At 46.0% G+C, this 8451-nt stretch carries 4 protein-coding genes; 2 read left to right on the top strand and 2 right to left on the bottom strand.

Going from position 1 to position 8451, the window contains the following annotated elements; all coding sequences use genetic code 11:
- Window positions 1-122 precede the first annotated feature (122 nt).
- Both AB6D80_RS18845 and AB6D80_RS18840 read right to left on the bottom strand, forming a co-directional pair.
- Window positions 123-2150 (bottom strand): alkaline phosphatase family protein, encoded by a 2028-nt coding sequence (locus AB6D80_RS18845; RefSeq protein ID WP_372189264.1) that lies wholly within the window; start codon window positions 2148-2150, stop codon window positions 123-125.
- 24 nt (window positions 2151-2174) lie between these two features.
- On the bottom strand, window positions 2175-2660 hold the full coding sequence (locus AB6D80_RS18840) for a hypothetical protein (RefSeq protein WP_017101161.1): 486 nt from the start codon (window positions 2658-2660) through the stop codon (window positions 2175-2177).
- An 81-nt stretch (window positions 2661-2741) separates the two neighbouring features.
- Between AB6D80_RS18840 and AB6D80_RS18835 the strand changes: the two genes are divergently transcribed.
- Window positions 2742-4055: a MipA/OmpV family protein gene (locus tag AB6D80_RS18835; RefSeq protein ID WP_102249801.1), complete on the top strand. Its 1314-nt coding sequence runs from the start codon at window positions 2742-2744 to the stop codon at window positions 4053-4055.
- Between the two features lie 227 nt (window positions 4056-4282).
- Window positions 4283-8365: an ATP-dependent RNA helicase HrpA gene (gene hrpA / locus AB6D80_RS18830; protein ID WP_372189262.1), complete on the top strand. Its 4083-nt coding sequence runs from the start codon at window positions 4283-4285 to the stop codon at window positions 8363-8365.
- Window positions 8366-8451: the final 86 nt, after the last annotated feature.

The following is an 8451-nucleotide window of genomic DNA, read 5'->3' as shown; positions in this document are numbered from 1 at the left end:
TTTGCTGGTCATTTCTACTACGTTATCGGCTTCTCATGTAGGCTAGCTACACATCGAAGCCTCTGCCTTGTATAAATACCCAGCAACTCGCTGCAAAAATTAGCTCGAAAGGTCAACACGCCCTAGTAAGGTTCAGGAAAGCGGGTGGTTTTACCGTCACCACTAAGTGTTGTGATCGACTGTGGTTTACCATCCTCATCTAGCCTTAATTCACCAATCGCACTTCGGTTTGAAAGGCGATAGAAGGTTTGATTGTCTGGGCTTCGCTTCTCGATCTTTAAGCGCTTTCGCTTGGTGAAATAGTTCAAAACTGAGCGAGGACTGTATAACAGGCGGTCCCACACATCACAGAATTTAAGCAGCGGCGCTGGGAATTGATTTTTAATGCCACTACAGGTGATTTGATAAATGTTCGGGCTATTTCGGCGGTATCTAAGCTTGATATCGTAAGCAAAGGAGTAGTGAACATCGCCCGAAAGCACCACGAAATTGGTCGGTGTTTTGGTATGGGTAAAGATACTGATCAGCGTATTGGCACTGCCCGGATGTGCCATCCAGTTTTCAGCGTCAATCACCAATGGCTTACCAATTGTAGTCGCCATCTTTTGCAATGTTTCAATAAACTTCACGCCAAACATCGGTGCAGCTGAAACGATCACGACTTTATCTTGATGCATCAATTGATGTTGAAATTCAATCAAGGCCTCCCAGTCCATCAAACCTGAAGGTTTATTCATACGAGATTCCGAACGCCAGCGACGGGTTCGGGTATCCAACACAATGACTTTGGGTGAAGTATCTATTGTGTAATGCCACTCCTCAAAGCGACTCAACATCTCAATGAAGGCTCGATGCTTGTTTGGCTCGATGCCGCTAACAGAGTGAGTAGTCGCGGCATCGCCGGTTTCACTGTTCGTTTGTTCAACGTCATGCGTTTGTTTAAGAACGCGCGGTTGATCGACAAAAAGCTGTTTTGCTTGCTCGATGAATGTCTCGTCGAAGCTCTCCGGTTTATTACCCCAGCCCTGACACATCCAGTAGGCCGCAAGGCCGTTACCAATGACTTGAGTTGCGAACTGGTTTTGGTCTACGGCATGTTCCCAACCCACGGTAAGGTTCCAATCATCGGTCACATCGTGATCATCAAAGATCATGTACGTAGGGATATGTGCGAACAGACGTTGTACTTGCGGTAAGCCAGCAATGAAATCATCCATGATGACGCTTTCATCACGCCACTGTTGCTGCTCAGTCGGTGTTAATTGGCGTCCACCTTGAGTGAAGTTATTCTCAATTAAGCGCTCTCGATTGACACACTGCCACAGTGTCGGCGACCAAACTAACAGGTACATCGCGATAAACTCAGACAGCGTGACCAAGTGGTTTTCACAATCGGTAGAGCTAAAAATCGGTACGCCACGATTCGGGAAGAACTTATCGAGCATGGATTCTGAAGTGGTGTGGTGTGGCAAGTACTTATCACGTTGATATAAGTGATATTCGCTCTCAAACAAGGCGTCACTGCTGTTGATTCGGTTAACTTGCGAGTCAGTCGGTAAGCTCTCTCCCACTAGGCCAAGCAATTGAATCACTTGCTGAATAGCATCAAGTGTTGGGCCTGCCACATGGTCAGCGTAGATCTGATCGCCGCTCATCATCAGCATATCGGGTCTTTCAGCGACGGTTTGATCGGCAATCTTGTTATCTGCTGCGACTAGGCTGTCTTTGCTTGGATGATGTGGATTACGGCAAGAGCCATGAAGAATGTAATCAGCCGAGGTCGATATCTTAAACTCAACGCGAGATTTACCGTTGTAAACAAGGTGAGGGGCAAGCTCTTTTAATGAGCCTGACTCTGTGTGAACGTCATACTCTAGAGGTGTATTCGTCGGGAACTCACCTTGTAAGCGGATGAGCGTTACCCACGCATGTGTACCGATTTGAATCGAATCATGATCTTCAAGCGGCGAGGTATAAAACGGCTGGTCTTGTGCTGCTTCAGAATCGTCTATTTCTTGAGTATGAAGTTCGGCTCTGCCTGTCAGAGGCGAGCTGGTGGCTAACCAAAGTACGACTTCAGTTGCAGTCGTTTTTCTTAAAATGGGTCCGGCGAGTAACAGGGGAAGAGATGATGTCGTAGAGGGTTTCAATACGGTACCTAAAATCGTTGGTGGCTAGTCGTCGTGGTGTTGTTTTGTTTCGAGCTTGTTCGTTTCAGGCTCTGTTATGTCAGGCGCGATCATTTCAGACTCAGGCGTTTCAGAACCATCTGCTTCAAGGAGTTCGATAACTTCCGAGCTAGAAAGTTCATGGCCCATTAGAAATATTGCCAATAGGGCATCGGCTTTGGTCTTAGTATCGGATGTGTCGTCTAACACTTGCTCTAGTTTTTCACGAATCATAGCAATTTCGTGTTCAACAAAACCACGGCCTTCTTCATCCCCTTGATTGTCTTCAGGGGCATTATCGAACTCAAGAAATAGCATGTCGCCGTCTAGGTTGGTATTCACCAAACGCTCAGGCAACCACGCTTCACCAATAACAATATCCGGATCGGAATCTTTGGGTAAGTGATCTATAATGTTTTGTAATTCGGAGACTTTCACAATGCTTTCATTTAACCGAGAATATTCTACATTGTAACGGTCAATGCCGCTCAAACCTAAAATTAGTTAGCCGTTATGGCTAATAAATGTCTATTCAGTAACACAAAATTTATTACAAAGAGTAATTACATAAGAATGAAGCTCAAATATTTACCGACTCTCGCTTCGTCGGGCGTTGTTTTCGTCAGTAGCGTTTTCCTAAGTGCGAATGCGTGGGCCGCTGAAGAGCAAGAGTGGGGCATCGCTGCAATGTTTCGTACGGCAAGTATTCCTTACGACACGTCAGGTGGCGACCAAACGGTTAGCTCTTTTGTTCCAATGCTATTTTTCAAGAACGACTATGTGTTCATTGATGGAACTGAGATGGGTGCTTACCTTTATCAACCCGATGACGAGAAATGGTCTCTTAATGCTATCTCTCGCCTGCGCTTTATTGATATCCCTGCTTCTGAGCAGAATGAAATTGAAGGTGATACGGCGGACTTTGGTGCTCAACTGACTTACCAACTTGATGGGCCTTGGTCTGTCGAAACGGAGTTAATGAGCGACAGTGAATTCAATTTTCACGGTAACTTACGTGCGAAAGCTAAGTATGAAACCGGAGACTGGGAGTTCACTCCGCGGGCGACACTGCGCTATAAAAGTGCGGATTTCAACAGCGAGTATTACTCAGCAGCCAATGAAACCATCGGCGCAGGTGTGGACCTGAATGTCGGTGTAGAAGCGCGTTACCATGTGGTTTCGAACTTATACTTATTGGGTTCAACCAGTGTGACTCGACTGGATGACAACGCTTACGATTCGTCGATTGTCGAAGACCGTTATCAAGGCGAACTTTACCTTGGTTTTGGCTTTTTCAATGATAAAACCAAAGCGCCAAAACCTAAGCTGAGCAATGCGCCGTATTTACGTGTTGCACACGGCTGGGCGACGCCATCGAATATTGGCGACATCATGAAATTCAACAGGGAGAAAGACGAATACAACAACCAGTTGACCTCCTTCTTCTATGGCCACCCGTTAACCGATGAGATCTTCGGTTTCCCATTGGACATCTACTTAACACCGGGTATCGCGCATCACTGGAATTCAGATGTTCAGTCAAGCAGCACCGAATACATTGTCGCAATTAAAGCGTATTACACTTTCGACTGGCCAACTCAATGGCGTGTTGGTGTGGCAGAAGGTATGTCTTACATCGATTCGCTGACTTACATCGAAGCGAAAGAGATGAAAGAGAAGGGTTATAACGGGAGCCACTTGCTTAATTATCTCGACTTTTCGTTCGACGTAAACGTAGGTGATTTAATGAGTAAGAATGACCTGAACAACTTATGGTTCGGCTATTCGTTGCATCACCGCTCTGCTATTTTTGAAAACGCCTCTCAGTTTGGTCGAATCAAAGGCGGCAGTAACTACAATACGGTTTATCTACAGTACGAGTTTTAAGCGCCGTTTTTAGCAGGCAGTTTATAACAGGCGTTTTTAGCGTTTAGTTTTTAACTGTGATTTTTGAAACATTCGGTTTGCGTTCGTCACGCTTCCATCGCTTTTACTAACGTGAGAGTGACTAATCAGCCTGATAGCAAAAGGTTTTCCCTTTGTTGTCAGGCTTTTTTGTTTGAGACTTGTGATATAATCGCGCGAGTTTAATAAGTACAAGAATAGGACACGCTTTGACTTCGTCTCCGGAAAAAGCAGATAACAACAAGAATGCAGCACAGCCAAGTTCTCCACAGAGCAAAGCGAAATCAAATAAGCCTGCATCGAACCGACCTGCTAAACAATTAAATGCTGAACAATCAAATACCAAAAAAGCTGAACAATCAGCGACAAAGACAAAATCATCTCAGAATAGCCCAGTATCTCTTCGTAAAGCGCTCCACGAATGTATGATGCGTGATCGCTTCCGTTTGAGTAAGCGAATTACTGGCGCGAGTAAAATCAAGAACGAACAATCTAAGCACGCTGTCTTCGATGAGATTGCGTTAGATATTGCCAAGTCAATGATGACGGCAACTCAGCGTGCTGCGCAGAAACCAACCATCGAATACCCAGAGATTCTCCCAGTAAGCCAAAAGCGCGATGATATTGCGAAAGCCATTGCTGAAAACCAAGTGGTTATCGTGGCGGGTGAAACGGGTTCGGGAAAAACTACTCAGTTACCCAAGATTTGTTCTGAGCTTGGCCGAGGTCGTTTTGGCCTAATTGGTCATACTCAGCCTCGTCGTCTTGCGGCGCGTTCGGTTGCAAACCGTATTGCGGAAGAGATGGAAACGCAGTTGGGTGAATTCGTTGGTTACAAGGTTCGATTCAACGACCAAATTTCTGAAAACACCCAAATCAAATTGATGACCGACGGTATTCTACTGGCGGAAATTCAACACGACCGTTTCTTAAGCCAGTACGACACCATCATTATCGATGAAGCGCACGAACGTAGCCTGAACATCGACTTCATCATGGGTTACTTGAGAGAGCTTCTACCAAAGCGTCCTGACTTGAAAGTGATTATCACGTCGGCGACTATCGATCCTGAGCGTTTCTCGAAGCACTTTAACAACGCGCCAATCATTGAAGTGTCAGGCCGTACTTACCCAGTTGATACGCGTTACCGCCCACTAGGTGGTGATGACAGTGATTCAGACCGCGATCAAATTGAAGGCATTTTTGAAGCGGTAGATGAGCTGTGTGATGAAGGCCAAGGCGATATCTTGATCTTCATGAACGGTGAGCGTGAGATTCGTGATACTGCCGACTCTTTAAGCAAACGTAACTTGCGTGATACCGAAATTGTTCCGCTTTACGCACGTCTATCGGCGGGTGAACAGAACCGTATCTTCCAGTCTCATACTGGTCGACGCATTGTTCTGGCGACCAACGTGGCAGAAACCTCGTTAACCGTTCCGGGTATTAAGTATGTAATCGACCCGGGTACGGCGCGTATCAGCCGTTACAGCTACCGTACTAAAGTACAACGCCTACCGATTGAGCCAGTGTCTCAAGCAAGCGCAAACCAGCGTAAAGGTCGTTGTGGTCGTGTTGCGGAAGGTATCTGTATTCGCTTGTACTCTGAGGAAGATTTCGAATCACGCCCAGAGTTTACTGACCCTGAGATTCTTCGTACTAACCTAGCATCGGTTATCCTTCAGATGACAGCGTTAGGTCTAGGCGACATTCAAGCATTCCCATTTGTTGAAGCGCCCGATAAGCGCAATATTCAAGATGGTGTAAGGCTACTCGAAGAGTTGGGAGCGATCGCGACAGTCGAACCGTCTGCGAACAAAAACAAGAATCATGGCGACGACAAGAAGAAGCTAACCGCTATTGGTCGTAAGCTCGCTAAGCTACCTATCGATCCACGTTTAGCGCGTATGGTAATTGAAGCGCCAAGCAACCGCTGTTTACACGAAGTGATGGTGATTGCCTCTGCATTGTCGATTCAGGATCCGCGTGAGCGCCCATCGGACAAGCAACAATCATCTGACGATAAGCACAAGCGCTTCTTCGATAAAGAGTCGGATTTCATCACGTTTGTGAACCTTTGGGATTACGTTAAGCAGCAACAAAAAGCGTTGTCGAGCAACCAGTTCCGCAAACAGTGTAAGCAAGATTATTTAAACTATTTACGTATCCGTGAATGGCAAGATGTGTACTTCCAAATTCACCAAGCGATGCGTGAATTAAATACCAAGCTGAATACAGAACCGGGCAGCTACGATGGCATTCACATGTCTCTGCTATCTGGTTTACTTTCGCACATCGGTATGAAAGACCAAGAGAAGAATGAATATCAAGGTGCTCGTAACGCACGCTTCCATATCTTCCCTGCGTCAGGCCTATTTAAGAAACAGCCTAAGTGGATCATGTCTGCGGAGCTGGTGGAAACCTCAAAACTTTGGGGCCGTGTTATCGCCAAAATTCAGCCTGAATGGATTGAACCATTAGCGAAACACTTGATTAAGCGTAGCTACAGCGAACCACATTGGTCGAAGAAACAAGCGGCGGTAATGGCTCACGAAAAAGTGATGCTTTACGGAATCCCAATCATTCCAAAACGCTTAGTAAACTACGGTGCGATTGACGCAACCGTCAGCCGTGAGTTGTTTGTACGTAGCGCACTTGTTGAAGGTGAGTGGGAAACTAAACATGCCTTCTTCAAACAAAACCGTAAGCTTCTACAAGAAGTGGAAGAGCTAGAACATAAATCGCGTCGTCGTGACATCTTGATCGACGATGATGAACTGTTCGATTTCTATGACCAGCGTGTGGGTGAAGAGGCAGTTTCAGGACGTCACTTCGACACATGGTGGAAGAAGACCAGCCAGAAAACACCGGAACTGCTTAACTTTGAAAAGTCGATGCTGTTCCGAGGCGATGCTAGCCACGTTACTGATTTGGATTACCCGAACTTCTGGCATCAAAATGGTATCAAGCTGAAGCTGAGCTACCAATTTGAGCCGGGCGACGACAACGATGGTGTAACGGTACACATTCCGCTGCCTATCTTGAACCAAATAGACCAGAACGGTTTTGATTGGCAGATCCCAGGCCTACGTCAGGAACTGGTGATTAGCCTAATTAAGTCGTTACCAAAAACGCTACGCCGTAACTTTGTGCCTGCGCCAAACTACGCTGATGCGTTCTTGGCTCGTGTTACGCCGCTTGAAGCTCCACTATTGGATTCCCTTGAGAAAGAGCTGCGCCGTATGACCGGTGTGGAAGTGGTACGTGATGACTGGAAGTTAGACCAGATTCCAGAGCACTTAAAGGTAACATTCCGTGCTGTGGATCATCGCAAGCGCAAACTGAAAGAGCAGAAAGACCTGCATGAGTTGAAAGAGAGCCTGAAAGACAAGGTTCAAGAAACACTTTCTAAAGTGGCAGACGATGACATCGAGCAGCAAAACCTGCATACGTGGAGCTTTGGTGAGTTACCAAAAGTCTACCAGCAGAAACGTGGTGGCTATGATGTTAAAGCCTTCCCAGCACTGGTGGACACCAAAGACAGCGTAGAGATCAAATTGTTCGAAACAGAACAAGAGCAGATCACTGCAATGAAATCGGGTCAGCGTCGTTTAATTCTGTTGAACGTACCATCGCCGATCAAATACTTGCACTCGAATTTACCGAACAAATCTAAGCTCGGTTTGTACTTCAACCCATACGGACAGGTGCTCGATCTTATCGATGACTGTATCGCTTGTGGTATTGATAAGCTGATTGAGCAGAAGGGCGGCATAGTTTGGGAGCCAGAGCAGTTTGAAGCTCTTAAAGAACACGTACGTGCAGAGTTGGATGACACAGTTGTTGAGATTGCTCAACAGGTTGAAACTATCTTAACCACGGCATTCGCCATCAGTAAGAAGCTGAAAGGGCGTGTCGATCTTTCAATGGCATTTGCGCTTTCAGACATTAAAGCTCAAATAGAAGGTTTGATTTTTAAGGGGTTTGCCACAGAATGCGGCTGGAAACGCTTGCCGGATATTCTACGCTATATGAAAGCGATAGAGCGCCGAATGGAAAAACTGCCGATTGACCCGAATAAAGATCGCCTTCATATGATCAAAGTGGACTCTGTAATGAATGATTACAAAGAGCTGCTGAATAAAATTCCAAAAGGGATCGCGGTTCCAGAAAATGTAAAAGAGGTGCGTTGGATGATAGAAGAGCTTCGTGTAAGCTTCTTCGCACAGCAACTCGGTACACCTTACCCAGTATCAGATAAGCGTGTTAAAAACGCGATTGATGCTTGCTAAACGAATAAAGCTAGACGCAATGGCAAGGTTTGGGTATAAATCTTGCTTATTGCATTACTAATTGAATAGTTATTACATACAGGGCG

This window comes from Vibrio sp. 10N.247.310.17 (assembly GCF_041466605.1).
GTDB lineage: Bacteria > Pseudomonadota > Gammaproteobacteria > Enterobacterales > Vibrionaceae > Vibrio > Vibrio tasmaniensis_A.
This window is presented reverse-complemented; position numbering and strand designations above follow the sequence as displayed.